Below are 25195 nucleotides of genomic sequence, written 5' to 3' on the forward strand. Positions count from 1 at the left end.
GGGCCATCTTCAATCGTGCCGCTGGAAATTCGGTGCCTTAGCAATGGGAAAGCCAAGCATGAACGCGACAATTGACAGTCTCACCCAATACCCGATCAAGGGGCTTTCCGGACATGCGTTGGAAACGGTAGATCTATCGCCGAAATGTGGTTTTCCAATTGATCGCGTTATGGGGTTTGCGAAGCCTGGTAGCGGCTTCGATCCCAGCAATCCGATGCCGTTATCCAAAGACAAGTTTCACGTTTTAGCAAACGATCCGCGCTTGGCGTTGTTGGATACGACTTACGACGTATCTCGTAACGAATTGACGATTGATGGACCGCAGGGCCCGCAATTGTTTCAGCTTGATGCGGGCACGGGGATGGCGGATGCCTGCACCGCATTGCAGCAATATCTCGATTTGCCGGACACCCATAAGCCGACATTATTCAGCGCATCCCCCCATCGTTTCACCGACGTATCAGTGACATCTGCCCAATTGATGAACGCAGTCTCTCTGATATCGCAAGACAGCGTTGATGCGTTCGCGCGGACTGTCGGCCATTCAATTGATGCGGCGCGTTTTCGCGGAAATATCGTCTTCTCAGGCATGCCAGCATTTCAAGAATTGGATCTGCTGGGGCGGACCGTCCAGATTGGCGAGGTTCATCTTCATGTGCTCAAGCGCACCAAAAGATGCGCTGCGACTGAAGTGAACCTTCAGACGGGGGAACGTGACGTGAAGGTGCCATATCTGTTGCGCAAACACTTTGGGCATATGGATATGGGCGTTTACGCTGAAGTCGTGAAGGGCGGGACGATACGTATCGGCGACGAAATCACGGTGTTGTAGCGGCCCCCGGCTGTAGAAGAATGCGTTTGCGACGTATGCGTTGTGTCTTCGAAAGGTGCTCAACACCGCTGAGGGTGCACAGTTAACGATGGTCAGCGGTTAGGAGCGATACTTCTGTATACCACGATAGGCCTTGATCACGGGCCGTTGATCTGCACAAAATGTGCGTAGAATAATTCGATACGATTTTGACCCAAAAGTTTGTTTTCATTTCATGATTTGAGAGCAATATGTGCACGATTTCTGCAGGACTGAGTGAACCATGAAGCGATTAGAAAGCCATGCCGTTGGCGTGGACCACGGCGATGTCATATTGTTTTCGGACTTCGAAGATGATGGCGAGATGTGGAAGGGTGAAGGACCGCGTTCCGCCCGGCATTCCGTCACGTTTTCGGAACGCTATGTCGACGCGCCAACGGTTTCACTGCAGATGTCGATGATTGATATGTCGAACGACGCCTTTATCCGTGCGGATCTTCAGCCTGAAAACATCTCAGAAGCGGGCTTTGACATTGTTTTTCGCACGTGGGGCGACAGCCGCGTTGCGCGCATTCGGGTCGCTTGGCAGGCGATTGGACCGCTGCCAAGCGATGATACTTGGGAGCTATAATTTAGCTCGTGTACATGCCTTCGTAGATTGGGCCCAGCGTTTCGTGGTCGAACAGCGACGACACAGACGTACCGTTTGACGTGTTCAGGATTGCTTGGGCAAACATAGGCGCGGTCGGAACGATCCGGATTTTGTCAGTCGCCAACACCGGTTTGGTCGCTTCGATTGTGTCGGTGATCACGAGATGCTTCATGACAGACGCGTTAACACGTTCGATCGCTGGGCCAGACAGCACACCGTGTGTGATGTAGGCGTGCACTTCTTTTGCGCCGTGTTCCATCAGGACTTCCGCCGCTTTGCAAAGCGTGCCTGCTGTATCCACGATATCGTCGACGATCAGGCAGGTCCGGTCTTTGACGTCGCCGATGACGGTCATTTCTGCCACTTCGCCGGGTTTGCCGCGGCGTTTGTCAACGATGGACAAAGGTGCACCGATACGCTGCGCCAAATCGCGGGCACGGGCCACACCACCAACATCAGGGGACACCACCATGATGTCATCCATCTGCTGCTTGAAGTTATGCTTCACATCCAACGCAAAGATCGGCGAGGCGTAAAGGTTGTCGACAGGGATATCAAAAAAGCCCTGAATTTGCGTTGCATGAAGATCAAGGGTCAGAATGCGTTCAACGCCCGCTTCGACGATCATATTCGCAACCAGTTTCGCAGTAATCGGTGTACGCGCTTTCGACCGGCGATCCTGACGGGCGTAGCCAAAGTAGGGGATCACAGCCGTGATGCGGGCCGCAGAGGAACGGCGCAGCGCATCGGCAATAATCAACAATTCCATTAGGTTATCGTTTGCCGGATTTGAAGTCGGCTGAATGATGAACATGTCTTCGCCGCGGACGTTTTCAAACACTTCGACGAAAATTTCACCGTCGTTGAAACGTTCAACGCGGGCATCAACAAGGCCTACTTTCCGGCCACGGTGCATCGACATGCGTCGTGCGACCCTTTCGGCCAATGGGGTGTTGGCATTTCCTGAAATCAGTTTGGGTTCGGTGGTCGTCATCTGGCGCGGTCCTTTGGCAGAAGGTCTGTTCATTGTAACAGATTCGTGGCGTTGACACCGCTTAACACGCCGCTACGGTCACGCAAACATCATGCGCGTCAGGAGGACCAAATGGCCCATATCGATTACTACTTTGCAACGCTTTCCCCCTTCACCTACCTGTGCGGCACCCGTCCAGAGGAAATCGCAAAGGCCCATGGTGCAACCCTGACGTACAAACCGCTGGATATCATGCAATTGTTCGGCCGGACTGGCGGCGTGCCACCGAAGGACCGTCATCCAAACCGGCAGGAATATCGTTTGCAGGAATTGCGACGTCGTGCCGCCTTGGCCGAGATGCCGATCAACATCAAACCTGCGTTCTGGCCGACAAATGGCGCGCCTGCGTCATATGCGATTATTGCGGCGCAAGCAGCGGGTGGCGATGTGGCCAAGCTGGTGGCGTGCATCACCAAGGCCTGCTGGGCCGATGAAAAAGACATTTCACAGGATGACGTGATCCGTGCGTGTTTGGTTGAGGCAGGGTTCGACGCTGATCTTGCTGACAAAGACATGTTGTCGAGTGCGGAAACCTTTGCTGCGAACCTCGAACAGGGGATCAACGCAGGTGTGTTTGGCGCACCATTCTTTGTAGTCGGCGAAGAAAAGTTCTGGGGCGAAGATCGCTTGGCTGATCTGGATGCCCATCTTGCGGGTAAGATTTGATCTGATAACGGTGGCGGAGCAATGCTCCGCCACTTTAGATTTTTAGCTGTTCAGAACCGCGACAAATCTTTCGACATCTTCCGAAGTTGCGGACCAATCTGTCACCAAGCGCGCGGTGAGAATTTCATCAGGGCCGCCTTCAGCCGGATCACCGCCAGTGACGTAGTAATTCGCGCCAGCGTTCAAAAGCCGCTGGTGCAGGTGGCGCGGATAGCGAGCGAAAATCATATTGGCCTGCGGCGTTTCGACGAAGTTAACCGCGTCGTGTTGGGATAATCCGTCGGTCAACTGCGCACAGCGTGCGTTTGCCATTTTGGCCATGTCCAGCCACAGATCATCGGACAAATATGCGAGCATCTGCGCAGATAGATATCTGTGTTTTGAAAACAGATGGCCGCCGCGTTTGCGCCGAAGCTCAAATTCCCATGCAAGTTTGGGGTCAAAGATGACGCAGGCCTCGACGCCGAGCAGACCGTTTTTGGTGCCCCCAAAACTGACCGCATCGATGCCGGATTTCCATGTCATTTCGGCGGGCGTGCAGTCGAGCGTCGCAATTGCGTTGGCAAAGCGCGCGCCGTCCATTTGGACCAAGCTGCCGAATTCACGGGCCACGGCGGTGAGCGCTTTCAGTTCATCCAGCGTATGAACCGTGCCCATTTCCGTGACTTGGGTGATGGACACCGGACCGTGCTGTGGGCCGTGAACACCGCGATTGCCTTCGCCTGCCATGGATGTCCGCAGAGCGTCCGGCGTCATTTTGGCGTGGGTGGCAGGCACCAGCGTCAGCTTGGCGCCGCTGTAAAATTCAGGCGCGTTGCATTCGTCTTCGTGGATGTGAGCCATGGGGCTGCAAAAGATCGTGTCCCACGGATTTGCCATTGTTCCCAAAAGGATCGCATTGGCGGCAGTACCGGTCGCGACCAAATAGACGGCAGCGTCGGGCGCTTCGAACAAATCGCGGATTTGTTGGGTCACAGCGGCCATTTCGGCGTCCGCGCCATAGCCGGATCGGTAACCGGTGTTGGCTGCATTCAATGCGTCCATCACGCGTGGATGTACGGGGCCAGCGTTGTCAGACGCGAAAAACATCAGGTCGGTTCCTCGATAATGTGGTCTTCCCAGTCGTCTTCATCGACTTCGAATTCGGGGACGGTGCGGCCTTGCATGGTCACGCCCGCTTCGTGGATTGCAGTGCTATTGCCCGCAATCAAAGGGTGCCAATCGTACAGACCGCGCCCTTCATACAACAACCGATAGCCGCAAGTTCGCGGCAACCAATACATGTTATCCTTCAACGTCTTAGGTGTCAGAACGATGCATTCCGGCACAAACTGGTGACGGATCGGATATTGCGTGCAAAGGCATGTTTCGTTGTCGAGCAGGCGGCACGCCACACGGGTCAGTGCGACTTCGCCGCTGTCTTCGTCTTCCAGTTTGTTCAGGCAGCATTTGCCGCAGCCGTCGCAAACTGCTTCCCATTCGGCTTTGTTCATCTGATCGAGCTTTTTGGTTTCCCAAAACCGATCCGCTAGGCCGTCGCGTGGGATATCAGACATCGATTAGTATCTTTCGGGCTTGGTCGCAATCGGCGTCCATTTGGGTGATCAGCGCGTTGAGCCCGTCGAATTTCAGTTCTGGCCGCAGGTAGTCTACGAGGGCGATGGACACGGTGGACCCGTATAAATCCCCTTTGAAATCAAAGATGAAGGTTTCGCAGTTCGGGACATTCTCGCCAAACATCGGGCGCACACCAATCGATGCGGCACCACTGTAGCTGCCTTTGTGCGGCCCGTCCAAGACGTCGGCTTTCACGGCATAAACCCCGAATTTGGGCTGGTGTAGGCCGCTGATCGACATGTTGGCTGTCGGATAGCCAAGTTCACGGCCGCGCTGTTCGCCGCGGATCACTTCACCTTCGATGCGGTGCCAATGGCCCAACATCGCGGCGGCGTCACGCGGGCGACCTTCGGTCAATGCGGTGCGGATCGCGGTAGACGATACCTCTGCCGTCGAGATGGTTTTCATCGGTGCAATAGTCACGCCAAACCCCATTTCTGCGCCGAACGCTGCTAAGTCTTGTGTTGTGCCTGCGCGGCCTTTTCCAAAGCAGAAATCAGACCCGACAACGACGTGTTTCAGTCCCAGTCGATCAACGATTATCTGTTGCGTGAATTCGCGCGCCGTCAGGGCGGCGAGGGCGGCGTTGAACGGCACTTCATACAGTTTATCGACGCCCAAACGTGCAAGGCGATTTGCTTTGGCTTCCGCATTCATCAGACGGAAGGGATTGGGATCATTCGAAAAATAGCTACGCGGGTGCGGTTCAAACGTCATGATCCCAAGTGGCGCGTTCGCAGCGTTGGCCGCTTCGCGCGTCAGATCAATGACCGATTGATGGCCAAGATGTACGCCGTCGAAATTGCCGATCGCTGCCGCAGCACCGCGGTCGCTTGGGTCTATGAAAAGGGTGTCACGGATAATACGCATGAGCTTGCGTAACCTGCCGTGAAACGGGGCGCAAGGTCAGTCGAATTTACGCGACGGTGCGAGCACAGTTGCTTCGCCTACCAGCACTTTTTTTCCGTTTACGATGCAACGCGTTTCCATTTTTACGCGCCGCTTCGAATGGTCGATTTCCATGACTTCAACTTCGGCCAGAACCATGTCGTCCGGGCGGACGGGCGCCAGGAATTTCAGGCTTTGTCCAAGGTAGACGGTCCCGTGACCCGGAAGCTGTTCGCCGATGACGGCTGAAATCAGTCCTGCTGTCAGCATCCCATGCGCAATCCGACCGCCAAAGATGGTGTCGTGTGCATAGTCGTCGTCAAGGTGGACAGGATTGCGGTCGGTCGAAACTTCGGCAAACAATTCGATGTCACGGTCGGTCACTTGCTTGCGCAGCGACCGAACCATGCCGATTTCAATGTCTTCGATACAGATTGTTCCGCGCGGTGCATTGTCCAACATCTTGCGTCCTTAAGGTAATAAAAGTCCGACCTGAATGGCCTTGTTGAAATTTTATTACTTTGCGACCGCAGAAAAATCAACCCCTAAGTTCCTATCGCAAGTGTCCAATGCTGTAGGTCGCAGACATTTTTTCCGTTTCCAAATAGTCGTTTAGCGCCTGTGGGTCCGGCTGGTGATCGGTTTTTGTTTCTTCAGCCGTCAATCCGCCCGTGATAAACAACGTATCAAGGTCTTCTTGCACGCCGCCAAGCACATCGGTGCGAATCCCGTCGCCGATGCATATGATATCGCTGTCCGCGATAGATTTGCCGAGCGCTGCGAGCCTGCGTTTAGCCAGATCGTAGATCGGCGGATGGGGTTTGCCGAAATACAGGCTTTCACCGCCCATTTCTGTATAAAGCGCCGCTAGCGCGCCCGCGCACCATTCGCGCACATCGCCGCGATCAACGATGATATCTGGGTTTGCACACAACAATTTCAGACCCTTTTGTTTGGCATACAGAAACTCTGGCCGGTTGACGTCGACGTCCGCCAACGTATCGAACGGGCCGCAGCAAACGATGCCTTCTGCGTCCTCCAACGGGACTTTTGTAATCTCGATCGGGTTTTCTAGGATCGACATCGGTTTAAAGAAATCATCGTCGCGGGGTGTTTCGCCCATGAACCAGACCTTTGATCCAACGATGCCCCGGAACATCGCAGAACGGGCACTGTCGCCCGATGTCGCTATGGCATCCCAGGCATCATCAGGAATGCCGAAGTCGAGGATCTGATGCGCCACGGAATCCCATGGACGCGGCGAATTTGTGACCAAAATGACGATGCCGCCTTTGGCCCGAAAATCTTGCATTGCTTTGACGGCGGCAGGGTGGGCTTCGATCCCGTTGTGCATGCAGCCCCAAAGGTCGACGAACGCGGCGTCGTAGCGGTCTGAAATCTCGGAAAAAGCGGTGATGATTTGGGTCATGGGACACCTTTGTGAAACGAATGAGAGGGCAGTCGCCCTTTGTACAAGGGGTACACCGGACGCGGGCAGGGCGTACACCTGAAAGTTAGGCAAAAAGAAAGGGCGCTGAAAAGCGCCCTGTTCTCGGAATTCTATCAGACGTGGCTTATGCCGTCTTTAGGTTCGGGATGATCTGCTTTTTGCGGCTCATCACGCCTGGAAGGACAACTGTGTCGCCTGAAACAGTTGCGCCGAAGGATGCTTCTGCGACTGTTTTGGACAGATCGTTCGGGATCATCATTGTGGCTTCTTCGTTCAGGATGTCGACCACGAACAACAGCACTTGATCAACGCCGTCTTCTTTTGCGACGTCCGTCATGGATGCCATGATGCTGTCCTTGCGGTCCAAGACGATCTTCGGCGCAGTGGTTTCCAGAACAGACACGCGGAATTTGGTGTCGCCCACGGCGTATTCTTTGCTGTCCATCCGCAGAAGTTCCGCGTCAGAGAAAGCAGAAACATCTGATTTGGCTTCGAACATTTCAGAGGCATACGCGCCCAAATCGACGCCCAGATCCGCGGCTAGTTTTTCAGCGAGCGCTTTGTCCACTGGTGTAGTGGTAGGTGACCGGAATTCCAGTGTGTCAGACAGGATGCAAGACAGCATCACGCCTTTGACGTTGTCCGGCATGTGGGCTTCGTGGCCTGCCATCAGGTCGTGCATGATCGTAGCTGTACAGGCCAAAGGGCGGATCGTGATGTCGATTGGGCCAGCCGTTTCCAGACCGCCCACCAGTTTGTGGTGGTCGATGATCGCTGTGACGTTCGCGCCATTGATGTTGGTTGGCAATTCGGCAGGGTTGTTGGTGTCGACGATCACGCAGTCCTGACCATCTGCGACGTCCGCGATGATTTCCGGCTGATCAAAGCCCCAACGCTTGGCCACGAATGCGGCTTCGGTGTTTGGCGTGCCGAGCAACACAGCCTTGGCGTCTGTGCCTGTGTGGTTCAGGAACCAGTCCCAAATGATCGCGGAGCCAAGGGAATCGGTGTCAGGGGCTTTGTGGCCGAAAACGAGCGTTGTCATATGTCATAGACCTATATTCAGGGTGATTTTGCGGCCTTATAACAGGCATGCCGATCTTGTCACGTGGGCAAAATGGCATACCGCTATGCGTTTCGAGACGTGGCTAAATTATTCGGTAGCGACATAGGCACCTTCGACAAGGGTCGGGAATTCACCTTCACCATTGTCAATTTCTCCGAAAATCTGCCCTCCGACTGCCCCGCCATTGGGACCATAGAAAAGTCCCGTGATGCCCGCACTGACAATCGTCCCATCAATTTCGCCGAGGCTCGCATCATCGTCATAGGTCAGCGTGGTTTCAAAACCGTTTCCAGCGATATCTGTTGGGTCAATGTCGAAAGCAACTGATGGAACACGCACCTCGGGGTTGTCGCCGCCGTCATCGAATACAAATAGATCACCGCCCAACGTCATCGCGTCAAAATCAACATCGAGCGCGATCCGACCTGCGCCGAAGCCATCAATGAAACCGGTTCGTGTGGTCAGGCTGATGCCGCCTTCGTATTCCGCCCCGCCTATCCGCGCACCGACCACGGCGGGGTCAGTGTCGACCCCAATGACGATGTTAGATGTGTTCAAGTTGTCGTCGAGCACGCTGAACAATGTTGCGACTTCCGCATTTGGGAAGTCTGAAATCTGGAATTGCAACACGGCGAAATCATCACCGTCTTCATAGACAAACCGACCGGGCGTCTGGCGGACAAGCGTGATTTCCTGTCCATTGATGGTCACAATCGCTTCGCCGTCTCGATCATCGAGATCGTCGAGGATGATGTCTTGCACCTCAAGCGTGAGTTCTTCGCCGCCGGCGCTTGTGATCCTTCGTTGATCGACAAGGTTAAGCGTCGAGACGGTACCTGTTCTCACTGTATCAGAGGCAAAGCCGCTTGGTGAAAGTGGGACGATGACGGGTCCGGAGCTGCTTCCCCCGCAGGCGGTCAGAGCAACGAGGCTTGTGGCAACCGATAAATTCTTGAACATGTAGACTTTCCCCTTGGTGTTGTGGGAAAGTTAACGTCAGCGTTTCAAAGGTTCAATCGCATATGGCGAAGGCGTCCGGCAAATCTCAATCTATCCGCGAGGCGGATTTGTATGCCCCGGTGAAGGCCTATCTGATCCGTCAGGGGTACGACGTGAAGGGTGAAGTGGGTGCGGCTGATGTGGTGGCGACGCGCGGCAAAGAAGACCCTGTCATTGTTGAGCTAAAGCTGGGGTTTTCGCTAAGTCTGTTTCATCAGGGGATTGACCGTTTGTCGGTGACGGATTTGGTTTATGTCGCGGTGCCCTTGAAAACCGGCAAACCGTTTCAGCGGTCCCTGAAGGACAACATCAAACTGGCCCGCCGCGTCGGGCTTGGCGTGATGACCGTGCGACCGCGAGACGGCCACGTGGAGGTTCACGTTGATCCGGCGCCTTATGTACCGCGCAAATCGAAAAAGAAGAAAACCCAGCTGTTGCGGGCTTTTGAACGGCTGAAGGGTGATCCCAATGAGGGCGGTTCGACCCGCCATGGAATTGTCACTGGATACCGTCAGGATGCCCTACGGTGCGCGCGGTTCTTGGCTGTGCATGGGCCAAGTGCTGGTGCAAAAGTGAAGGAATGGGCCGAAGTCCCGCAAGCCACGACGATCATGCGCAACGATCACTACGGCTGGTTCGAAAAGGTCAGTCGCGGGGTGTACGGGCTGACCGACGTGGGGCGCAAAGGGCTTGCCGACTATGGGGATTTAGAGGCTTAGGTCCACGCCAATGCAAAAAGGGCACTGCGGTTGGGTGCCCTTTTCGTATTCACGGTCTTTTCAGATTAGCGCAGTGTGTTGCGGCTGTTTGGCAAGCGCAACCATACTTCAACGCGGCGGTTGCGTTCACGGCCTACTTCGCCATCGTTGCAAGACAACGGCAGCAGTTCACCGTAGCTGATTGGCTTCACAAGTGCTGCGTTTTCAGCAGAAAGCGATCCTGCCAACACGTCACGTACTGCTTCGGCACGGTTTTGTGCGAGCGCCGTGTTCTGGACGCGGTTGCCGACTGAGTCGGCGAAACCAACCAGCAAGACTTCAAGGCCTGCAAATTCGCCATTTTCCATTTTCTCTGCCAGCTCTTCAACGTTCCGCACGGATTCGACATCGAGGATGCTTGATGCGGAAGAGAAGCGGAAAGATGTGCTCAACCGGTCAGCGCCGCGCAATTGCTGCATCATGTCAGAGTACTGTGCGCCATCGAAGTCAGGTTCAACGGCAGCCGTGTGGACCAGCATCATGCCCATGTCTTCCAGACGCATGCGTTCCAGTTCGCGGTCGATGAAGTGGCTTTCCTTGATGTACGCTTGTGCCTCGCTGGTCAGTGTCCAATCAAGAAACGCCTGTGCTTCCGGGTGGGTTTGACCCGGCTTTGTGTAGGCGTACAGACGGCGGGACAAAGCGTAGCCTTCGATCTTCATGCGGAAGTCTGTTGGCGGGGACAGCAGGCCACATTCTTCGCGAATGGACAGCAGGTTCACGTCGTTTGTCCGTGCCAACCAACGGCCAACAAAACCGATGCCGCCGCGATCTGCCATAACCGCATCAACCATATCTTGGTAGGCGCTCCAACGGATCACGTCTTCTTTTTCGTCACGGTTGTTCGGGCGCACGAGCGCATCCATCATAACGGCGCGGTCGCCCGAGCTTTCGCTGAAGGAATTGACTGTGATGGGATGATCACCGCCGCCAAGTTCCAGCCAGTTTGTAATTTCACCGGACCAGATTTTCGCGATTTCTTCGGACGTCAGGTTGCGAACCGGGTTATCGGGGTGGGCAATCATGACGATGCCGTCCACGCCAAGAACCGTTTCGTCAGCCGTATCGCGCAGATCAGGAATACCAGCGGCAGAAATCTTTTCGACGTCGCTGTCTTTCATGCGACGGTCGGCAACGCCAATGGCTGCACTGCCGTCGGCAATCGCAGGAAATGCACTGCCGGACCCGCGCGATTGCAGATCGATTTCTGCGCGCAAGGTGCCGTCTGCGTTTGTCAGGCGGATGATCCGTTCAGCCGCTTCCGCAGTCGTTTCAAGTTCATAAGTTGCGCCCACGGATGCCGCGTAGCCACGCAACAAGTTCGGGATTAATGTCGTGCCAACAGTCCGTGAACCGTATATGCCGAAGTTCGGACCAAAATCCTGTGCAGCTTCCGCGACTTCAGGGCAGACAAGGCCGGTACATGTCACGCTCTTGGCCTGAATGCGCAGGGTGCCGAGTTCTTCGGTTTCAACAATATACATACCGTCTTCGTAGCTGAGGAGCTGACCAGAGATCGACATGCTGCCGTCGTTTGCTTCAAGCTGGATAGGGGCATTTTGTTGCGCGGTCAGAGGGCTTGTTGCGAGCACAAATAAGCTTGCGGCGGCGCTCAATACGGACGGTAGTTTCTTACGGGATTTAGGAGTTAGGGCGCTCATAACTATTTCTCACACTATTAAACGGTTTCGCCGCATAAAGCTGTGAACCAAGGCAACAATGCGTCAACATTGCGCCCCACAATGGCGGTTCCCTAACGTCTTTTGCCAATTCAGTTGAAGCGCGTAATGCGCATTAGCGCAACGGCTGTGTTTCCCAACCAGCAGCATTCAGCAACGCGACAAGTCCCAATTCGCCGGGTAAATGTGCGGCCCCAACGGCGATCACGATATTGTCGTGCGTTTCTGTCGCGGCCTCGATCACGGGCATCCAGTTTTGGTTGCGGCGGTCCAGCAATAGGTCTTGGGTTTCGGCCATTTGCGCGGCTGCGTCTTCGGGGGACATACCTGTCAATTCGCGCGCCGCGATCTGGCTTACTTCCCAGACTCGCGCGATTTGTTCCGAGAAATAGGCGTCAAGCATCGCGACAAACAACGCTTGTTGATCTGCGGCGTCAATCAACCCGAGTTTCAGCAGATCAATCTGTTCTTGTTGGGTGCCGTCGGTCAGGATGTCGATCAGCGTTTCCCAGCCCTCAAGGGCTTGCACAGGCACATCATAGGCTTCAGCGTCTGCAATCAGCATATGGTCCAAGCCGCGCACGCCTTGCGCGATTTCGGCCATGGCGCAGGCGGGAATGCCAAGCGTCAGCGACAAATACCACGGCTGGAACTTTGCGACGAAAAACGACGGCAGCCCGCGATCTTGGGCGGCTTGCTGAACCTTTTCCCAGACGTCCGGCGCCAGAAGTTCAGGAAGCGTCGGGCCGTCGTTGATCAGATAAAGGTCAGGGTTGGCGATAAATGCGTCCTGCATCGCCGCTTCCTCATCGGCGGTGGCTTCGACCATTAACAGGTCTGCGATCTGGATGGCGGGGCGCGCACGCACGCGCAGCAGTTCCAGCCGCGCGTCATAGACATGCATCGTGCCGACAAGGGTTAGCGTGTCATCCCCTTTGGTCGCGGTCCAGATCAGCCCGGTATTGTTGGGGGTGGCTTCAACCGCTTGTGCAATCTCGTCCTGCACAGGTTGCGGAAGTTGATTGAGATAGCTTTCGCCAGCGCATAACCCGAATGCGGGCAGGGCGGTGAGTGTGGTAAGGGCGGTTAGAGCTGCGCGAAACATAAGCGTCCTTTTCGGGATCTGGTTTTGCGGCAGGGTAACCCGACTACACCCTGTGTCCACAGCCTATTTAGAATGATGTCAAAAAACTCAAACGGGCGTGTTGACTCGTGTTTGCGACCTGCCTACCTATGCATCGTTAGCACTCGCGACTTGTGAGTGATAACACCAGTTTTAACGCGAACAAGGAGAGTTCGGAGATGGCATTTACACCACTGCATGACCGCGTGTTGGTTCGTCGTATCGAAAGCGATGAAAAGACAGCAGGCGGACTGATCATTCCAGACGCCGCAAAAGAAAAACCTTCCGAAGGTGAAATCGTATCTGCGGGTACTGGCGCACGTAAAGACAGCGGTGAGCTGATCCCAATGGACGTCAAAGCAGGCGACAAAGTTCTGTTCGGCAAATGGTCCGGCACAGAAGTGAAAGTCGACGGCGAAGACCTGTTGATCATGAAAGAAAGCGACATCCTCGGTATCATTACCTGATTTGGATTGGTGCCTTCGGGCATCTACGCTTGAAACGAAAACTAGAATTTAAGGAGCTAATCAATGGCTGCTAAAGACGTAAAATTCGGTACCGACGCACGTGGTCGTATGCTGAACGGTGTCAACATCCTCGCTGACGCTGTAAAAGTAACGCTGGGCCCAAAGGGTCGTAACGTTGTTCTCGACAAATCTTTCGGCGCACCGCGCATCACGAAAGATGGTGTATCTGTTGCCAAAGAGATCGAGCTTGAAGACAAGTTCGAAAATATGGGCGCACAGATGGTTAAGGAAGTTGCTTCCCGGACCAACGACGAAGCCGGTGACGGTACAACAACAGCAACAGTTCTGGCCCAAGCGATCGTTCGCGAAGGCATGAAATCCGTTGCTGCTGGCATGAACCCAATGGACCTGAAGCGCGGCATCGACATGGCAACTGCCAAAGTTGTTGAAGCGATCAAATCAGCTGCACGTCCTGTGTCCGATTCAGACGAAGTTGCGCAGGTTGGTACAATCTCTGCAAACGGCGAAGCTGAAATCGGTCGTCAGATCGCAGACGCGATGCAGCGTGTTGGCAACGAAGGTGTTATCACCGTTGAAGAAAACAAAGGTCTTGAAACAGAGACTGACGTTGTAGAAGGCATGCAGTTCGACCGCGGTTACCTGTCCCCTTACTTCACAACCAACCAAGAAAAAATGACAGTTGAGCTGGAAGATGCGATCATCCTCCTGCACGAAAAGAAACTGTCTTCTTTGCAGCCAATGGTTCCACTGCTTGAATCAGTGATCCAGTCCGGCAAGCCACTTTTGATCATCGCAGAAGATGTTGAAGGCGAAGCGCTTGCAACTCTGGTTGTGAACCGTCTGCGTGGCGGCCTGAAGGTTGCTGCTGTTAAGGCACCTGGTTTTGGTGATCGTCGTAAGTCCATGCTGCAGGATATCGCTATCCTGACAGGTGGTCAGGTGATTTCCGAAGACCTCGGCATGAAGCTTGAGAACGTCACAATCGACATGTTGGGTTCTGCCAAGCGTGTGAACATCACGAAAGACGAAACAACTATCGTTGACGGTGCTGGTGAAAAAGCTGAGATCGAAGCACGGGTTACACAAATCCGTCAGCAGATCGAAGAAACAACATCCGACTACGACCGTGAAAAACTGCAAGAACGCGTTGCCAAATTGGCTGGCGGTGTTGCTGTTATCCGCGTCGGCGGCATGTCCGAAGTGGAAGTCAAAGAGCGTAAAGACCGCGTTGACGATGCACTGAACGCGACACGCGCTGCTGTTCAAGAAGGCGTTGTTGTTGGTGGTGGTGTTGCTCTGGTTCAGGGTGCGAAAGCGCTCGAAGGCCTTGAGGGTGCAAACTCTGATCAGACTGTTGGTATCTCTATCATCCGTCGTGCAATCGAAGCGCCTCTGCGTCAGATCGCTGAAAACTCCGGTGTTGACGGTGCAGTTGTTGCCGGCAAAATCCGCGAGAGCGACGACAAGTCTTTCGGCTTCAACGCACAGTCCGAAGAATATGGCGACATGTTCAAGTTCGGCGTGATCGATCCGGCCAAAGTTGTCCGCACAGCGTTGCAAGACGCCGCATCCGTTGCTGGTCTGTTGATCACAACAGAAGCCATGGTTGCAGACAAGCCAGCCAAAGAAGGCGCTGCACCAGCAATGCCTGACATGGGCGGCATGGGCGGCATGATGTAATCACTTTCGACTTTGTCGAAGGTGATGCGGGTGGCAGTGTCTTCTCTACGAAAAGGCTATGAGAACCCAAACCGCTAGAAACAATGAAGGGCGTCCCGAATGGGGCGCCCTTTTCGCGACTTAGGTCAGGTGCGTATTGAACCAGTCAATCGTCCGGCTCCACGCCAATTCAGCTTTTGCTTCGTCGTAGCGCGGTGTGCTGTCGTTGTGGAAACCGTGGTTGGCCCCTTCGTAGATATAGGCCTCGTAGGTCTTTTCGTTGGCTTTCAGCGCGGCCTCAAAATCGGGCCAGCCCGCGTTAATCCGTTCGTCCAGTTCACCCATTTGCACGAGCAGGGGGGCTTGGATTTTAGGCACGTCGGCGGCGGCAGGTTGGCGGCCATAGAACGGCACCCCAGCAGCCAATTCGGGGTAAGCGACGGACAGGGCGCTGACAACGCCACCACCGTAGCAGAACCCGACGGCCCCCACTTTACCGGTGCTATCGTCGCGGCCCATCAGGTGTTCGAAGCCCGCGAAGAAGTCATTCATCAGTTCGGTCCCGTCAACAGTACGTTGCAGGTCACGACCGTCCGCATCGTTGCCCGGATATCCGCCAACCGACGTCAGTCCATCTGGTGCGAGCGCCATAAAACCGGCCTTTGCAACTCGGCGTGCCACGTCTTCAATGTACGGATTTAGGCCACGATTTTCGTGGATAACCAGCACGGCAGGCAGCGGTCCTTCGACGTTTGCGGGGCGGACAAGATAGCCACGTACATCGCCGGTGCCGTTCGGTGACGGATACGTGATGTAGTCTGCAACAATGTCCGGGTCATTAAATGACACCTGTTCGGCCATCGCGTAATTCGGGCTAAGCATGTTCAAAAGTGCCATGGCGGTGACCCCGCCAACGGCATAACGTCCTGCTTTATCTAGGAATTCACGTTTCGTGATCTTGCCGTGTGCGTAGAAATCATACAGATCAAGCAGTCCCTGATCAAAGTCTTTTGCGGTCATGCGGTTCATTCTGTTGCTCCCCTATGGTGCGTTTCGCGTTCTGCGTGTGTTGATAGTAGCGCGATTGTGTGGTCGCGATAGCCCTGCCGCGCTTGTTCTCGTGTCACGATTTCGACAGACAGGCGTTATGAAAATATTCTTGCTGACAGCCCTGACCATGACCGCGTTCGCGGCCAACTCCATTCTGAACCGCCTAGGCGTGGCCAGCTACGGCATGGACCCGATGGCTTTTGCGGTCATTCGTACGCTTGCGGGGGCCGTAATGCTGACAGTGTTGGTGATGATCCGCAGGGCGGGGGGGCTTAACCTTTGGACTGCGAAACGCGGTGCTGGCGCTATCGCGTTGGCCTTATACATGATTGGTTTTTCGTGGTCTTACCTGACGCTTGGTGCGGGACTTGGCGCCTTGATCCTTTTTGGCGTGTTGCAGGTGGTCATGTTTGGCTGGGCGGTTTTTGAAGGCCAGCGGATCGCACCCATCAGATGGATTGGCGCGAGTGTTGCGATGGTTGGGCTGGTAGTTCTGCTGTGGCCCGGTGGCGGTGCTGCCGTGCCGATGGCTGGGGCAGCTGCGATGGTCTTGGCTGGTGTGGCGTGGGCGGCGTACACATTGCTTGGGCGCGGCGAGGCGGATGCATTGGCTGCGAGTGCAGGTAATTTTTTGCTGTGCTTCCCGTTGGTTTCGGGGGCATTGCTGGTGGCTGATTTAGGAACAATAACGGTGCCCGGCACATCGGTCGCTATCATTGCAGGAGCTGTGACATCGGGGTTGGGATACGCGTTGTGGTATCGATGCTTGCCGCAATTGGCGACAGTGACTGCGGCGGTTGCGCAATTGTCCGTCCCTGTGATTGCCGTGGCTGCGGGGACGGTCTTGTTGGCTGAACCACTTACAACGCGATTGCTGATCGCGGGTGCGCTGGTGCTTGGCGGCATTGCCATTTCGTTGAAACCGTCCCGCTAACGGACGATGGGTTCCAACGGGTCATAGGTCCGTGCATCTGCGTCTTCCCACGCGACAGCGGCAAGACTGTCTGGTTTGACCTGCATCTTGGCCATCTCGGCGCGGGTCACCCATCGTCTGCTTGTAACGATGCCTTCGGGGTCTTGCCAGTCGTCAGACAGAACGCCAGCGCGCAGGGTGCACCGGAAATAAACATCAACCTGATGGTAATCCCGTGCAACGTCATTGAATTCATTGACGAGGCAGACCTCTCCAATTGCAACCTCAAGGCCGGTTTCTTCCATAATTTCGCGGTGCAAATTGTCCGGTAGGCTCGCATGCGGTTCAACACCGCCGCCGGGTGCGCACCACAAATCGTCCCCACCGCCCCATGCGTTCACCAAAAGAAGACGATTATCGTGCACAAGCACGGCACGTACAGCGAGGCGAGGGGGCTTTGACATCCTCGCAACTTGGCAATGCTTCGCTTGTGACGCAAGGGCGATTGTATTCGGGACTTCAATTGCGGATCGGGAATGCTACATGATTATGATGAGATTAGCTTTGATACCGGCGATGATCCTGATCGGCTGCGCCCCGATTACCCAAGGCCTAGTGCACGCAGCCCCAAGGACGGCGCAGGAATGCGTTGTTTTGTTGCATGGTTTGGCGCGATCAGAGGTGTCACTGGCACCGATGGAGGCGGTGCTTAAGGCGGCAGGATATGAGGTCATCAACACCGGTTACCCATCCACAGAAGACCCAATCGAAGAACTGGTCGAACGCCAAGTCGGGGACAATGTCGCGGCTTGTGGTGATCGGCGCGTGAATTTCGTGACCCATTCGATGGGGGGCATTCTGGCGCGGGCATGGCTGACGGAAAACCGTCCAGCTGACATGGGGCGGGTCGTGATGTTGGCACCGCCCAATCAGGGATCCGAACTGGTTGACGTGTTCGGGGATTATCCACCGTTTGAATGGATCCACGGACCCGCAGGGTTGCAGTTGGGGACGGAACCGTCATCGGTGCCGAACCAGTTGGACGAAGTTCCCTACGAGATCGGAATTATTGCCGGCGATCAGTCGCTGAACCCTGTCTATTCTGCTTTGATTGAAGGCGCGGACGACGGGAAAGTTTCAGTGGATAGCACGCGTTTAGACGGTATGGATGATCATATCGTGCTGCCCGTTACCCATACCTTCATGATGAACAATCCGCTGGTGATCGCGCAGGTGCAAGCGTTCTTGAGCACAGGTCATTTCGACCGCGACCTTAGCTTTGGCGAAGTCGTTTTTGGTCTGGAATAGCGGTGTTGATCGCCAAAACGGGCACGCCTATTTGGCTGCGCCTGTCACACGGTTGATATGGCCCATCTTCCGACCCGGCTTTACATCAGCTTTACCGTAAAGGTGGATCGCCGCATTTGTTTTCGCGGCCTCCGGCACCTTATCCATGTCGTCGCCAATCAGGTTTTCCATGACAACGTCGCTGTGCCGCGACCCGTCGCCTAAAGGCCAGCCTGCGACTGCGCGGATGTGCTGTTCGAACTGATCAATCGTGCACCCGTTTTGGGTCCAATGGCCCGAATTGTGCACACGCGGGGCAATCTCGTTCACGATCAGCCCGTTGGGCGTCACGAACAGTTCGACGCCCATCACCCCTACATAATCTAGCGCATTCAAGATACCGGCCGCCAAAAGAACAGCGTCGGTGCGTAGGCTTGGCGTCAGATTGGCGGGCACAGTTGTTGTGCTCAGGATGCCATTCACGTGGACATTTTCGCCCGGATCGTAGCAGGACACCGCCCCATCGGGGTTGCGCGCCGCGATGATGGAAATCTCTGCGCTGAAATCGATAAACCCTTCGAGGACAGCAGTTGCACCTGCCATATCTGCCAACGCTTGATCCGCGTCTGCAGCCGACTTGATGCGTGCCTGACCTTTGCCGTCATAACCCATCGTTCGCGTTTTCAGGATCGCAGGTGTGCCGATGGTGTCGATGGCTGCCGTCAAATCCACCGCGTTTTCGACGTTCGCAAAAGGCGCAGTTTGCAGGCCAAGGTCTTGCAGGAATGTCTTTTCGGTCAAGCGGTCTTGGCTTGTGGCCAATGCTTTGCGGTTCGGGTGGATTGGCTTGATGTTTTCCAGCACATCTAAAGCAGATGTCGGAATGTTTTCAAATTCATAGGTGATCACATCGACCGATTGCGCAAAGGTCGTCAACGCTGCAACATCATCGTAGCTAGCGGTCGTCACTGCGTGCGCCACATCCGCGGCGGGCGGGTTTGCACCGGGTTCAAAGATGTGTGTTTTGAGACCGAGCCGCGAAGCCGCAACGCTGAGCATGCGACCCAATTGTCCGCCGCCAAGGATGCCTATCGTTGCGCCAACGGGAAGGTGATTAGACATCGGTAGGTTCATCCGGGATTGATGCGCTCAGGTCGTCGCGCCATTTCTCTAAACGGGTCGCCAAAGCGGGGTCCTGTAGGGCAAGGATACCAGCGGCCATCAGGCCCGCGTTACATGCGCCCGCAGCACCAATCGCCATGGTCGCAACAGGAAACCCGCGCGGCATCTGTAGAATAGAATAAAGGCTATCGACGCCCGACAACGCTTTGGTCTGCACAGGAACACCGATTACTGGGACGCGCGTTTTGGACGCCATCATACCTGGTAGATGCGCAGCGCCTCCAGCGCCTGCGATAATGACCTGAAGGCCACGATCCACGGCCGTTTTGCCATAGTCCCACAAGCGATCAGGCGTGCGGTGCGCAGACACGATCTTTTTCTCGTAAGGGATGTTGAGCGCGTCGAGAATATCCGCCGCTTCTTTCATTGTGGGCCAATCAGATTGGCTGCCCATAATAATACCGACGGAAATTGCTGTCATGTGGGTCTCGCTGCGGAAGGTGCCGATGGAAGCGGCAATATAGCTAGGCGCGGCCTGTGCGCAATGCGCTTATGCGATGATATCAGGGGTTATTCGGTCCTCTAGGGACGCAATTTCGTCCTTGAGCGCCAGTTTCTGCCGTTTCAGCCGCTGTAGCGTCAGCATGTCGGGCACGCCGCGTTCGTGCAGCGCGTGAATGGCATCATCAAGATCGCGGTGTTCTTGTTTCAGAACCGCGAGCTTAACGCGCAGAACTTCTGTCTGTTCCATCGTAGCGGAGCTGTTCATGCGTTTTCCTTTGTCGAACTGGCAGTGCCAGCACATATCTCACGGTTTTTTATAAAGCGTGACGACGCAAACGCCTAGCTTTTCCTTTACGATCTGCGGGGTTGCAAGACGCGAACGGTGACACCATATTTTAGGCAACAGATTGCCGAATGCGGGATCTGAAACAGACGGTCGCTTTGGACGTAAGGACGTGTCGTATGACAAAACTCACTTTAGGAACGCATCCGTTCCTGCTCGGCTTTGAGCAACTTGAACAACTGGTCGAACGTACCGCGAAAAGCGGGAACGAAGGCTACCCACCCTATAATATTGAACAAACGTCGGATTATTCCTACCGGATCACATTGGCTGTCGCCGGTTTTTCCGATGATGATCTGGCGATTACGGTCGAAGACAACGCGCTTGTCATCCGAGGACGTCAATCTGAGGACAACGAAAGCCGTGTGTTCTTGCATCGTGGCATCGCCGCCCGCCAGTTTCAGCGGAACTTTGTTCTCGCTGACGGTGTTGATGTAGGAGAAGCAGTGATGGAGAACGGGTTGCTGCACGTGGATCTGACCCGATCAGAACCAGAGCAAATCGTCCAGACGATTTCAATTCGGAAGGGGTGAAGACATGAATGACAAATACGAGGCTGCCAAGAACGACAGCAATATCGTGTACATCAAAGAAGTCATGGCGAGCGAAGTGCCGGCTGACATTAACCTTGATGCGTTAGAAAGCGACAGCGTGTTTGCATTGCATGATGCAAATGGTGCGCAGCTTGCCGTCGCGGCCAACCGGCAACTGGCCGTACATCTGGCAAAAGCGAATGATTTGGTCCCGATGACCCTTCATTAAATCTTTTCGGTTTTTGAACGTAAAAGCCCCGACGTGATGATCACGCCGGGGCTTTCTTTTGGTCGATCGCCGGAATTACCCTTTGATCAGACCCATTGATTCCAGCTTCAGGATCACCTGATGCGCGCAGTTATCAACTTCGACGCTTTCAGTTTCGATGACCAATTCAGCATTCTCTGGAACATCATATGGATCTGAAATCCCTGTGAATTCCTTGATCTTGCCTTCGCGGGCCAGCTTGTACAGACCCTTGCGGTCACGGCGTTCGCATTCCTCGATGGATGTCGCGACGTGGACTTCGATGAATGCGCCGAATTGTTCGATATCTTCACGGACTGCACGACGTGTCGTTGCATAGGGCGCGATTGGCGCACAGATCGCGATACCACCGTTTTTGGTGATCTCGGATGCAACATAGCCGATCCGGCGAATGTTCAGATCGCGGTGCTCTTTTGAGAAGCCCAGTTCAGATGACAGGTTCTTCCGAACGATATCACCATCAAGAAGCGTCACCGGACGACCGCCCATTTCCATCAATTTCACCATCAACGCATTGGCGATTGTGGATTTACCGGAGCCGGAGAAGCCCGTGAAGAACACGGTGAAGCCTTGCTGTGCCCGTGGCGGACGCGATTTGCGCAACTCTTCCACAACAGATGGGAAAGAGAACCATTCAGGAATTTCCAGACCTTCGGCCAGACGACGGCGCAATTCGGTGCCTGAGATGTTCAGAACCGTGACGTTTTCTTTATCTTCGATCTCGTCAGCTGGCTCGTATTGGGCGCGATCCTGCACATAAACCATGTGCTTAAAGTCCACCATTTCGATGCCCATTTCTTCCTGATGCTCTCGGAACAAGTCCTGCGCATCGTATGGACCGTAGAAATCTTCGCCTTGGCTGTTGTTGCCTGGGCCCGCGTGGTCACGACCAACGATGAAGTGGGTGCAGCCGTGGTTTTTGCGGATCAGGCCGTGCCAAACAGCTTCGCGTGGACCAGCCATACGCATAGCGAGGTTCAGTAGGGACATCGCTGTAGTAGAGGCTGGGTATTGATCCAGAACCGCTTCGTAGCAGCGCACACGTGTGAAGTGATCAATGTCGCCCGGCTTTGTCAGGCCAACGATTGGGTGGATCAACAGGTTGGCTTGGGCTTCTTTTGCAGCGCGGAACGTCAGTTCTTGGTGGGCGCGGTGCAGCGGGTTACGTGTTTGGAACGCAACAACTTTGCGCCAGCCCATTTTGCGGAAATAGGCGCGCAATTCATTCGGTGTGTCACGACGCGCACGGAAATCGTAGTGAACTGGCTGTTGGATGCCTGTCACAGGACCGCCGAGGTAGATGTTGCCCGCTTGGTTATGCAGGTAGTTCACGGCAGGGTGCGCACTGTCGTCGGCACCGAACACTTTTTCAGCTTCGCGTGCTTTGTTTGGTGTCCATTTGTCAGTGACCGTCATAGTCGCGAGGATCACGCCTTCTTGGTCGCGCAGGGCAATGTCTTGACCAACTTCGATGGTCTCGGCTTCCTTTTCGGACACGTCCAATGTGATCGGCATTGGCCACAGCTGGCCGTCTGCCAGACGCATGTTTTCAACAACACCGTCGTAATCTTCTTCGGACAAAAAGCCCTTCAGTGGGTTGAAGCCACCGTTCATCAGCAATTCAAGATCGCAGATCTGGCGCGGTGTCAGGTCGTGGGATGCGAGATCTGCTGCTTCCATTTTCAGCTTTTGGGCTGAGTCGTAAGAAACATAGAGCTCTGGGATTGGAGCGAGCGTATCGGCCATAAAATTTGTCCTATTTTTCAGAGGATTAAATCCAGAAGTGGTGCCAGTAAGTTCGGCATGAATTTTGTCGTATTCGGCGAATTTGCGTTTCAAGAACCGATCCGTGAGGCGGTTCTTTTCAGACGCGCCGCGGGTCGTGATCGCATAGGCGACGCGTTTACGTTTGTCGGTGCTGTCAGTGTCGGTGAGTTTTATCAGACCCGCATCAGTCGCAGCACGTAGTTGTGCGTTGAGTCGGCCCAATGATATATCCAATGCAGCAGCAAGCGCCCGCTGTGACGCATCAGGTGCGACATCTAGCTGACGAAGAAGACGGAAGAGGTGGTCTTCGTCTTCATCACTGCGTTTCAGGGTTGGCAACGGCATACTCACGACTCAGGGTTTGTTCACGCGTGAACGTATGTCACGAAAGGTTTGTTCAGGCTAGAACAAACTTTTTCGAGCGTCATTTATCCGCTGAGATAGTTAAGATGTGGTGCAGGTCATCCGGCGCAAAGACATTATTTCTTCAACGGGAGCAAAGGCAAGGCTGGTGCTGTCGATCTGGGTTATAAAATACTCAGACAGTGTGATATGCCCGCCTTCCCCCTCGAACAGGATAAAGCCAGCCTGAGTAGGTGGCAGGTGTGCGGGCGGTTTTAATTGCATTGCACCTGCGAAGATCACGTTGTCTGGCAGCTGATTGGTAAGCTTGTCTGCTGTTGTTTGAGTAAACGTAAGCGGTGGCTGCTCGTTCATTGTGAGCAGATTGTTGGCAAAGCTAATTTCCACACGCACATAGTTTTGCGGTGTTGCACAGGAAAGCTGGTCCAATTTCTGCGAGGCGACCGGAGCCCCGCAGAACAGAAGCATACAAATAAGGCTTCGTCGGTTGGATAAGGTTTGCACGCTTACGCGTCATCCATTTCCGCAATGAACTTTTCCGCATCCAATGCCGCCATGCAGCCCATACCCGCAGACGTAACAGCCTGACGGTAGATGTGGTCGGTTAGATCACCTGCTGCGAACACACCCGGAATGGCGGTGCGTGTGCTGCCTGCTTCGACTTTTACGTAGCCGCCGGAATGCAGTTCCAACTGGTCTTTGACCAATTCGGACGCAGGGGCGTGGCCGATTGCGATGAAAATCCCTTTCGCCGGAATTTCCGTAATCTCGCCGGTTTTGGTGTGGCGTACGCGTACAGCTTCGACGCCCAGCGGGCTTTCAGTGCCGGTGACTTCGTCGACCTCGTGGAACCACAGCGGTTCGATCTTTGGGTTCTTCATCAAGCGATCAATCAGGATTTTCTCGGCGCGCAATTCATCGCGGCGGTGCACCAGCGTGACCTTGGACGCGAAATTGGTTAGGAACAGCGCTTCTTCAACAGCCGTATTCCCGCCGCCGACAACGACGATCTCCTGACCACGATAGAAGAAGCCGTCGCAGGTCGCACATGCAGACACACCGAAGCCTTTGAATTTCTCTTCTGACGGCAAGCCCAGCCATTTCGCGCGGGCACCTGTGCAGAGGATCACCGCATCAGCCGTGAACATTGTGCCGCTGTCCGCAGTCGCAGTGAACGGGCGCTTGGAAAGGTCGAGCGATGTGATGATGTCGCCGACGATCTCGCAGCCCATTTCGCGCGCGTGGGCTTCCATGCGGACCATCAGGTCGGGCCCCTGAACCTGCGTGTCGCCCGGCCAGTTTTCGACTTCGGTTGTCGTGGTCAACTGACCGCCCGGTTCGATGCCTTGCACTAAGATGGGTTCCAACATTGCGCGGGACGCATAAACGCCAGCGGTGTAGCCGGATGGGCCGGAGCCGATGATCAAAACTTTGGTGTGACGCGTGTCGGACATGGGGCAGCCTTTCAAGGAATCTTTGACCCGATATAGTCGTGCAGGGCCTGTGTTAAAAGCCCGTGATACGGTGATGTGTTTGACGGCACTTCATTTCGACACGCAGAATGTTGGCGACATTTTCTTTTAACTATGTGAAACATTGTTGCGCAGTCGCTTGGTCTGACGTAGGAATCAACAATACAGCAAGGGAAATATGCATGCCGGGTCAAAAACTAGACGATATCGATCGGATGATTCTGGCTGAACTGCAGGCGGACGGGCGTATGACCAACGTCGAGCTTGCGAAACGCGTTGGCATTTCGGCGCCACCTTGTCTGCGTCGTGTCAGGACGCTTGAGGAATCGGGGTTTATTCGCGGGTATCACGCGGACGTTGATCCACGCGAATTGGGCTTCGAGGTTCAGGTTTTTGCGATGGTCGGTTTGGTCAGTCAGGCCGAAGTCGATCTATCCGCGTTTGAAGACAAATGTCAGGACTGGCCGTTGGTTCGCGAATGCCACATGCTGAACGGCGAAGTAGACTTCATTCTGAAATGCGTGGCACCTGATTTGCGGTCATTCCAACGTTTCCTGACGGAAGAACTGACAAGCGCGCCAAACGTGGCGTCTGTGAAAACGTCGCTGGTTATTCGGGGTGCAAAAGATCACCCCGGTGTACCGTTTGACGTCCTTGAAGAGCGGCTCGCACAAGAGGCGTAAT

General features: G+C 54.8%; 29 protein-coding genes. 11 read left to right on the forward strand and 18 right to left on the reverse strand.

What is annotated here, in order from left to right:
• The first annotated feature begins 58 nt into the window (after nt 1–58).
• Nucleotides 59–832: an MOSC domain-containing protein gene (locus MWU61_RS01725; RefSeq protein WP_247126254.1), complete on the forward strand. Its 774-nt coding sequence runs from the start codon at nt 59–61 to the stop codon at nt 830–832.
• A 262-nt stretch (nt 833–1094) separates the two neighbouring features.
• Complete coding sequence (locus MWU61_RS01730; protein ID WP_247126256.1) at nt 1095–1442, forward strand: H-type lectin domain-containing protein; 348 nt, start codon at nt 1095–1097, stop codon at nt 1440–1442.
• A gap of 1 nt (nt 1443) precedes the next feature.
• On the opposite strand, the gene MWU61_RS01735 is transcribed toward MWU61_RS01730, so the two are convergent.
• The gene (locus MWU61_RS01735; RefSeq protein ID WP_247126258.1) at nt 1444–2457 is read right to left on the reverse strand and encodes a ribose-phosphate pyrophosphokinase; all 1014 of its coding nucleotides are present in this window, start codon (nt 2455–2457) and stop codon (nt 1444–1446) included.
• 111 nt (nt 2458–2568) lie between these two features.
• Here MWU61_RS01735 and MWU61_RS01740 point away from each other — a divergent pair, with 111 nt between their 5' ends.
• A complete protein-coding gene (locus MWU61_RS01740) occupies nt 2569–3162 on the forward strand; it encodes a 2-hydroxychromene-2-carboxylate isomerase (protein ID WP_247126259.1) in 594 nt (197 codons plus the stop codon).
• Between the two features lie 42 nt (nt 3163–3204).
• Here the strand turns inward: MWU61_RS01740 and MWU61_RS01745 are convergent, their stop codons facing one another.
• From MWU61_RS01745 to MWU61_RS01775, 7 genes are all read right to left on the reverse strand, one after another.
• The gene (locus tag MWU61_RS01745; RefSeq protein WP_247126261.1) at nt 3205–4251 is read right to left on the reverse strand and encodes a beta-eliminating lyase-related protein; all 1047 of its coding nucleotides are present in this window, start codon (nt 4249–4251) and stop codon (nt 3205–3207) included.
• On the reverse strand, nt 4251–4718 hold the full coding sequence (locus MWU61_RS01750; RefSeq protein WP_247126263.1) for a YcgN family cysteine cluster protein: 468 nt from the start codon (nt 4716–4718) through the stop codon (nt 4251–4253). The genes MWU61_RS01745 and MWU61_RS01750 overlap by 1 nt, the downstream gene beginning before the upstream one ends.
• Entirely contained in the window at nt 4711–5649 is a 939-nt protein-coding gene (locus tag MWU61_RS01755) for a bifunctional riboflavin kinase/FAD synthetase (protein WP_247126265.1), read from the reverse strand. Before MWU61_RS01755 ends, MWU61_RS01750 begins: the two co-directional genes overlap by 8 nt.
• Before the next feature lie 36 nt (nt 5650–5685).
• A complete protein-coding gene (locus MWU61_RS01760; protein ID WP_247126266.1) occupies nt 5686–6129 on the reverse strand; it encodes a MaoC family dehydratase in 444 nt (147 codons plus the stop codon).
• A 91-nt stretch (nt 6130–6220) separates the two neighbouring features.
• A complete protein-coding gene (locus tag MWU61_RS01765; RefSeq protein WP_247126268.1) occupies nt 6221–7096 on the reverse strand; it encodes a TIGR01459 family HAD-type hydrolase in 876 nt (291 codons plus the stop codon).
• Nucleotides 7097–7241: 145 nt separating this feature from the next.
• On the reverse strand, nt 7242–8162 hold the full coding sequence (locus MWU61_RS01770; RefSeq protein ID WP_247126270.1) for a manganese-dependent inorganic pyrophosphatase: 921 nt from the start codon (nt 8160–8162) through the stop codon (nt 7242–7244).
• A gap of 108 nt (nt 8163–8270) precedes the next feature.
• Nucleotides 8271–9143: a transferrin-binding protein-like solute binding protein gene (locus tag MWU61_RS01775; RefSeq protein WP_247126271.1), complete on the reverse strand. Its 873-nt coding sequence runs from the start codon at nt 9141–9143 to the stop codon at nt 8271–8273.
• A gap of 62 nt (nt 9144–9205) precedes the next feature.
• Between MWU61_RS01775 and MWU61_RS01780 the strand changes: the two genes are divergently transcribed.
• Complete coding sequence (locus tag MWU61_RS01780) at nt 9206–9901, forward strand: DUF2161 family putative PD-(D/E)XK-type phosphodiesterase (RefSeq protein WP_247126272.1); 696 nt, start codon at nt 9206–9208, stop codon at nt 9899–9901.
• A 65-nt stretch (nt 9902–9966) separates the two neighbouring features.
• Here the strand turns inward: MWU61_RS01780 and MWU61_RS01785 are convergent, their stop codons facing one another.
• Together MWU61_RS01785 and MWU61_RS01790 are read right to left on the reverse strand one after the other, a co-directional pair.
• Nucleotides 9967–11601 (reverse strand): phosphate ABC transporter substrate-binding/OmpA family protein, encoded by a 1635-nt coding sequence (locus tag MWU61_RS01785; protein ID WP_247126274.1) that lies wholly within the window; start codon nt 11599–11601, stop codon nt 9967–9969.
• Nucleotides 11602–11734: 133 nt separating this feature from the next.
• Nucleotides 11735–12724 (reverse strand): TraB/GumN family protein, encoded by a 990-nt coding sequence (locus MWU61_RS01790; RefSeq protein ID WP_247126276.1) that lies wholly within the window; start codon nt 12722–12724, stop codon nt 11735–11737.
• A 197-nt stretch (nt 12725–12921) separates the two neighbouring features.
• Between MWU61_RS01790 and MWU61_RS01795 the strand changes: the two genes are divergently transcribed.
• Together MWU61_RS01795 and groL are read left to right on the forward strand one after the other, a co-directional pair.
• Entirely contained in the window at nt 12922–13209 is a 288-nt protein-coding gene (locus MWU61_RS01795; RefSeq protein WP_247126278.1) for a co-chaperone GroES, read from the forward strand.
• Nucleotides 13210–13272: 63 nt separating this feature from the next.
• Nucleotides 13273–14910 carry a chaperonin GroEL gene (gene groL / locus MWU61_RS01800; RefSeq protein ID WP_247126280.1) on the forward strand — a complete coding sequence of 546 codons (1638 nt, stop codon included), beginning with the start codon at nt 13273–13275 and terminating at the stop codon, nt 14908–14910.
• Nucleotides 14911–15030: 120 nt separating this feature from the next.
• Here groL and yghX read toward each other — a convergent pair whose 3' ends face one another.
• Nucleotides 15031–15918: a YghX family hydrolase gene (gene yghX / locus MWU61_RS01805; RefSeq protein ID WP_247126282.1), complete on the reverse strand. Its 888-nt coding sequence runs from the start codon at nt 15916–15918 to the stop codon at nt 15031–15033.
• Nucleotides 15919–16036: 118 nt separating this feature from the next.
• Between yghX and MWU61_RS01810 the strand changes: the two genes are divergently transcribed.
• Nucleotides 16037–16873 carry a DMT family transporter gene (locus tag MWU61_RS01810; protein WP_247126284.1) on the forward strand — a complete coding sequence of 279 codons (837 nt, stop codon included), beginning with the start codon at nt 16037–16039 and terminating at the stop codon, nt 16871–16873.
• Here the strand turns inward: MWU61_RS01810 and MWU61_RS01815 are convergent.
• On the reverse strand, nt 16870–17316 hold the full coding sequence (locus MWU61_RS01815; RefSeq protein ID WP_247126286.1) for an NUDIX domain-containing protein: 447 nt from the start codon (nt 17314–17316) through the stop codon (nt 16870–16872). The genes MWU61_RS01810 and MWU61_RS01815 overlap by 4 nt on opposite strands.
• A 112-nt stretch (nt 17317–17428) precedes the next feature.
• On the opposite strand from MWU61_RS01815, the gene MWU61_RS01820 reads away from it, so the two are divergent.
• Nucleotides 17429–18160 carry an alpha/beta fold hydrolase gene (locus tag MWU61_RS01820; RefSeq protein WP_247127197.1) on the forward strand — a complete coding sequence of 244 codons (732 nt, stop codon included), beginning with the start codon at nt 17429–17431 and terminating at the stop codon, nt 18158–18160.
• A gap of 27 nt (nt 18161–18187) precedes the next feature.
• Here MWU61_RS01820 and MWU61_RS01825 read toward each other — a convergent pair whose 3' ends face one another.
• From MWU61_RS01825 to MWU61_RS01835, 3 genes are all read right to left on the reverse strand, one after another.
• On the reverse strand, nt 18188–19261 hold the full coding sequence (locus MWU61_RS01825; RefSeq protein WP_247126287.1) for a 5-(carboxyamino)imidazole ribonucleotide synthase: 1074 nt from the start codon (nt 19259–19261) through the stop codon (nt 18188–18190).
• Complete coding sequence (purE, locus tag MWU61_RS01830; protein ID WP_247126289.1) at nt 19254–19742, reverse strand: 5-(carboxyamino)imidazole ribonucleotide mutase; 489 nt, start codon at nt 19740–19742, stop codon at nt 19254–19256. The genes MWU61_RS01825 and purE overlap by 8 nt, the downstream gene beginning before the upstream one ends.
• A 69-nt stretch (nt 19743–19811) precedes the next feature.
• Nucleotides 19812–20030, reverse strand: a complete 219-nt coding sequence (locus MWU61_RS01835) for a DUF465 domain-containing protein (protein ID WP_247126291.1) — start codon at nt 20028–20030, stop codon at nt 19812–19814.
• 197 nt (nt 20031–20227) lie between these two features.
• Here MWU61_RS01835 and MWU61_RS01840 point away from each other — a divergent pair, with 197 nt between their 5' ends.
• A complete protein-coding gene (locus MWU61_RS01840; RefSeq protein WP_247126292.1) occupies nt 20228–20641 on the forward strand; it encodes an Hsp20 family protein in 414 nt (137 codons plus the stop codon).
• A 4-nt stretch (nt 20642–20645) separates the two neighbouring features.
• On the forward strand, nt 20646–20870 hold the full coding sequence (locus tag MWU61_RS01845; protein ID WP_247126294.1) for a DUF1150 family protein: 225 nt from the start codon (nt 20646–20648) through the stop codon (nt 20868–20870).
• A gap of 75 nt (nt 20871–20945) precedes the next feature.
• Here MWU61_RS01845 and MWU61_RS01850 read toward each other — a convergent pair whose 3' ends face one another.
• The 3 genes from MWU61_RS01850 to trxB form a co-directional block, all read right to left on the reverse strand.
• The gene (locus MWU61_RS01850) at nt 20946–23021 is read right to left on the reverse strand and encodes a bifunctional sulfate adenylyltransferase/adenylylsulfate kinase (RefSeq protein WP_247126296.1); all 2076 of its coding nucleotides are present in this window, start codon (nt 23019–23021) and stop codon (nt 20946–20948) included.
• Nucleotides 23022–23120: 99 nt separating this feature from the next.
• On the reverse strand, nt 23121–23507 hold the full coding sequence (locus MWU61_RS01855; protein WP_247126298.1) for a hypothetical protein: 387 nt from the start codon (nt 23505–23507) through the stop codon (nt 23121–23123).
• A gap of 38 nt (nt 23508–23545) precedes the next feature.
• Nucleotides 23546–24493, reverse strand: a complete 948-nt coding sequence (trxB, locus tag MWU61_RS01860) for a thioredoxin-disulfide reductase (RefSeq protein ID WP_247126299.1) — start codon at nt 24491–24493, stop codon at nt 23546–23548.
• 200 nt (nt 24494–24693) lie between these two features.
• On the opposite strand from trxB, the gene MWU61_RS01865 reads away from it, so the two are divergent.
• Nucleotides 24694–25194: an Lrp/AsnC family transcriptional regulator gene (locus MWU61_RS01865; protein ID WP_247126301.1), complete on the forward strand. Its 501-nt coding sequence runs from the start codon at nt 24694–24696 to the stop codon at nt 25192–25194.
• Nucleotide 25195: the final 1 nt, after the last annotated feature.

The organism is Loktanella sp. F6476L (assembly GCF_023015725.1).
GTDB lineage: Bacteria > Pseudomonadota > Alphaproteobacteria > Rhodobacterales > Rhodobacteraceae > Yoonia.

Bases quoted from the DNA above. Each gene is read 5' to 3' on its own strand.
- MWU61_RS01725 (WP_247126254.1), top strand. From the start codon at position 59: ATGAACGCGACAATTGACAGTCTCACCCAATACCCGATCAAGGGGCTT.
- MWU61_RS01730 (WP_247126256.1), top strand. From the start codon at position 1,095: ATGAAGCGATTAGAAAGCCATGCCGTTGGCGTGGACCACGGCGATGTC.
- MWU61_RS01735 (WP_247126258.1), bottom strand. From the start codon at position 2,457: ATGACGACCACCGAACCCAAACTGATTTCAGGAAATGCCAACACCCCA.
- MWU61_RS01740 (WP_247126259.1), top strand. From the start codon at position 2,569: ATGGCCCATATCGATTACTACTTTGCAACGCTTTCCCCCTTCACCTAC.
- MWU61_RS01745 (WP_247126261.1), bottom strand. From the start codon at position 4,251: ATGTTTTTCGCGTCTGACAACGCTGGCCCCGTACATCCACGCGTGATG.
- MWU61_RS01750 (WP_247126263.1), bottom strand. From the start codon at position 4,718: ATGTCTGATATCCCACGCGACGGCCTAGCGGATCGGTTTTGGGAAACC.
- MWU61_RS01755 (WP_247126265.1), bottom strand. From the start codon at position 5,649: ATGCGTATTATCCGTGACACCCTTTTCATAGACCCAAGCGACCGCGGT.
- MWU61_RS01760 (WP_247126266.1), bottom strand. From the start codon at position 6,129: ATGTTGGACAATGCACCGCGCGGAACAATCTGTATCGAAGACATTGAA.
- MWU61_RS01765 (WP_247126268.1), bottom strand. From the start codon at position 7,096: ATGACCCAAATCATCACCGCTTTTTCCGAGATTTCAGACCGCTACGAC.
- MWU61_RS01770 (WP_247126270.1), bottom strand. From the start codon at position 8,162: ATGACAACGCTCGTTTTCGGCCACAAAGCCCCTGACACCGATTCCCTT.
- MWU61_RS01775 (WP_247126271.1), bottom strand. From the start codon at position 9,143: ATGTTCAAGAATTTATCGGTTGCCACAAGCCTCGTTGCTCTGACCGCC.
- MWU61_RS01780 (WP_247126272.1), top strand. From the start codon at position 9,206: ATGGCGAAGGCGTCCGGCAAATCTCAATCTATCCGCGAGGCGGATTTG.
- MWU61_RS01785 (WP_247126274.1), bottom strand. From the start codon at position 11,601: ATGAGCGCCCTAACTCCTAAATCCCGTAAGAAACTACCGTCCGTATTG.
- MWU61_RS01790 (WP_247126276.1), bottom strand. From the start codon at position 12,724: ATGTTTCGCGCAGCTCTAACCGCCCTTACCACACTCACCGCCCTGCCC.
- MWU61_RS01795 (WP_247126278.1), top strand. From the start codon at position 12,922: ATGGCATTTACACCACTGCATGACCGCGTGTTGGTTCGTCGTATCGAA.
- groL (WP_247126280.1), top strand. From the start codon at position 13,273: ATGGCTGCTAAAGACGTAAAATTCGGTACCGACGCACGTGGTCGTATG.
- yghX (WP_247126282.1), bottom strand. From the start codon at position 15,918: ATGAACCGCATGACCGCAAAAGACTTTGATCAGGGACTGCTTGATCTG.
- MWU61_RS01810 (WP_247126284.1), top strand. From the start codon at position 16,037: ATGAAAATATTCTTGCTGACAGCCCTGACCATGACCGCGTTCGCGGCC.
- MWU61_RS01815 (WP_247126286.1), bottom strand. From the start codon at position 17,316: ATGTCAAAGCCCCCTCGCCTCGCTGTACGTGCCGTGCTTGTGCACGAT.
- MWU61_RS01820 (WP_247127197.1), top strand. From the start codon at position 17,429: ATGATCCTGATCGGCTGCGCCCCGATTACCCAAGGCCTAGTGCACGCA.
- MWU61_RS01825 (WP_247126287.1), bottom strand. From the start codon at position 19,261: ATGTCTAATCACCTTCCCGTTGGCGCAACGATAGGCATCCTTGGCGGC.
- purE (WP_247126289.1), bottom strand. From the start codon at position 19,742: ATGACAGCAATTTCCGTCGGTATTATTATGGGCAGCCAATCTGATTGG.
- MWU61_RS01835 (WP_247126291.1), bottom strand. From the start codon at position 20,030: ATGAACAGCTCCGCTACGATGGAACAGACAGAAGTTCTGCGCGTTAAG.
- MWU61_RS01840 (WP_247126292.1), top strand. From the start codon at position 20,228: ATGACAAAACTCACTTTAGGAACGCATCCGTTCCTGCTCGGCTTTGAG.
- MWU61_RS01845 (WP_247126294.1), top strand. From the start codon at position 20,646: ATGAATGACAAATACGAGGCTGCCAAGAACGACAGCAATATCGTGTAC.
- MWU61_RS01850 (WP_247126296.1), bottom strand. From the start codon at position 23,021: ATGCCGTTGCCAACCCTGAAACGCAGTGATGAAGACGAAGACCACCTC.
- MWU61_RS01855 (WP_247126298.1), bottom strand. From the start codon at position 23,507: ATGCTTCTGTTCTGCGGGGCTCCGGTCGCCTCGCAGAAATTGGACCAG.
- trxB (WP_247126299.1), bottom strand. From the start codon at position 24,493: ATGTCCGACACGCGTCACACCAAAGTTTTGATCATCGGCTCCGGCCCA.
- MWU61_RS01865 (WP_247126301.1), top strand. From the start codon at position 24,694: ATGCCGGGTCAAAAACTAGACGATATCGATCGGATGATTCTGGCTGAA.